Source organism: Moorena sp. SIO2C4, assembly GCF_010672485.1.
Lineage (GTDB): Bacteria > Cyanobacteriota > Cyanobacteriia > Cyanobacteriales > Coleofasciculaceae > Moorena > Moorena producens.
Map to the genome: position 1 here is coordinate 1 of NZ_JAAHGN010001417.1, position 1,500 is coordinate 1,500.

Consider the following 1,500-nt stretch of genomic DNA (forward strand, 5'->3'; position numbering starts at 1 on the left):
CCTTTTTCTATATAGTTTATTACTTTTTTTCTGAAATCTAGACTGTATGGCATTGCTGTCAGTTATTGAAAATATACCCTTTTCATTTTACCTCATCACCGTCTTATCCTTAATTGAAACAACTATAACTCCATTCTCCAATGGTTTTGGTTTGGGGTAATACTAGTTTGTTCATCGTCCCAGATACGTTTAACCCGGTAATTCGTGGGCTTCGCCGGAATCCGTGTATAGCACGTCAGTAATTGACGAGGAGGTATCTCTCAAAGCTTTCAGGAAAATCCCAAAAGCGCCATTGTGGTCTCGATCAAGTGTGTGTCCGCATTCAGGGCACAAAAACTTCTTAGATCCGCCTAACTTACGGTGAACATGGCCACACCTTGTACAAGTCTTGGAAGTGTACTCTTCAGATACGTCTACTACAAAACAACCTCTTTTAGTTGCCTGATGCTTCAACGTCATCTTGAATCGGTAATGTGCCCAATTCATCATTGCCCTAACTGTTTTACTTCTGATTTTCCTTTTAGCCTTACCGACCATTTGTGATGTTTCAAACTTTGGTAAGTAAATAACTTGATATTCAGAAGTTAGATAGCAAGAAATTTTATTGTGGGCTTCATCAATTAGGTTACGAATTTTTACCCTAATCCTTTGAGCAGCCTTCCTTAACTTAAACCTCTTTCTCTTGTTAGGGCGTCCCTTGGCCAAGGCTGCCTGACAAATTAATCGATCTAAATGAGAACACAGGCGATAAACCCTTCCAATGTCCCCAGTCCCTAAGTCTATAAATCTCTGGCCATCAAATCCAGTTAAAAAGCTCCTCACGCCTGGGTCTAAGGCGATTGCTTTTTGAGGGATAGGGAAATTATCTTGGTCTGATTCAACGGCAAAGCTAATAAACCACCGACCTCGATCAATGCTAAGTATCGGCTCGTGAGTCATTTTCTCAGGGAGTGGTTCACTGCTAGTGAACGTTAATCCTTTGGTCTGTCTAGGATAAAAGACACCTTTGGAGAAATTAGACTTTTGGAATCGAATAGATTGGACTGGATCGCAGTACCGCCTAAACTTAGTATGACCACCAGATTTAATAGCAGCTTTGTACGCTTCAAAAGCTTGAAACACTGCTAATTGTCTAGGGTTGTAGGGAGTTTGATTTACCCATTCAGGAACATCTAACATCACCTTTTTCCTGAGGTCATACTTCCCAATTTTTGTAGTTTTGAGGATGGCGACCGCTTTATTGTAACACCATCTAGCTGCGTTAATCCAAGTTCTCCATTTAAGCTTCAGTTCAGTTCCCGGGTAAACTCGGATCTTCTTTGATAGCAGTTTTGTACTTCCTGAGACCGTAGAGTCGGCAACTGAAGACATGGACAATGGCGAGGATATTCTCCACCATCTCTCCCTCATAAGATAGGTCTGACTGGTTGAGAACCAAGATCTTGCCACCGTTTTGCGTAACATACCATTCGATAAGTTCAAATCCGAATCTTGGCCTAA

The 1,500-nt window shown here is 41.4% G+C and carries 2 protein-coding genes; both read right to left on the reverse strand.

The annotated features are described in order from the left end of the window. Positions 1-189 precede the first annotated feature (189 nt). Positions 190-1,371 (reverse strand): RNA-guided endonuclease InsQ/TnpB family protein, encoded by a 1,182-nt coding sequence (locus F6K20_RS38155; RefSeq protein WP_287298377.1) that lies wholly within the window; start codon positions 1,369-1,371, stop codon positions 190-192. Further along, a partial coding sequence (locus tag F6K20_RS38160) for an IS607 family transposase (protein ID WP_502708933.1) occupies positions 1,292-1,500 on the reverse strand: 209 nt, incomplete at its 5' end. The genes F6K20_RS38160 and F6K20_RS38155, both read right to left, overlap by 80 nt.

Bases quoted from the DNA above. Each gene is read 5' to 3' on its own strand.
- F6K20_RS38155 (WP_287298377.1), bottom strand. From the start codon at position 1,371: ATGTCTTCAGTTGCCGACTCTACGGTCTCAGGAAGTACAAAACTGCTA.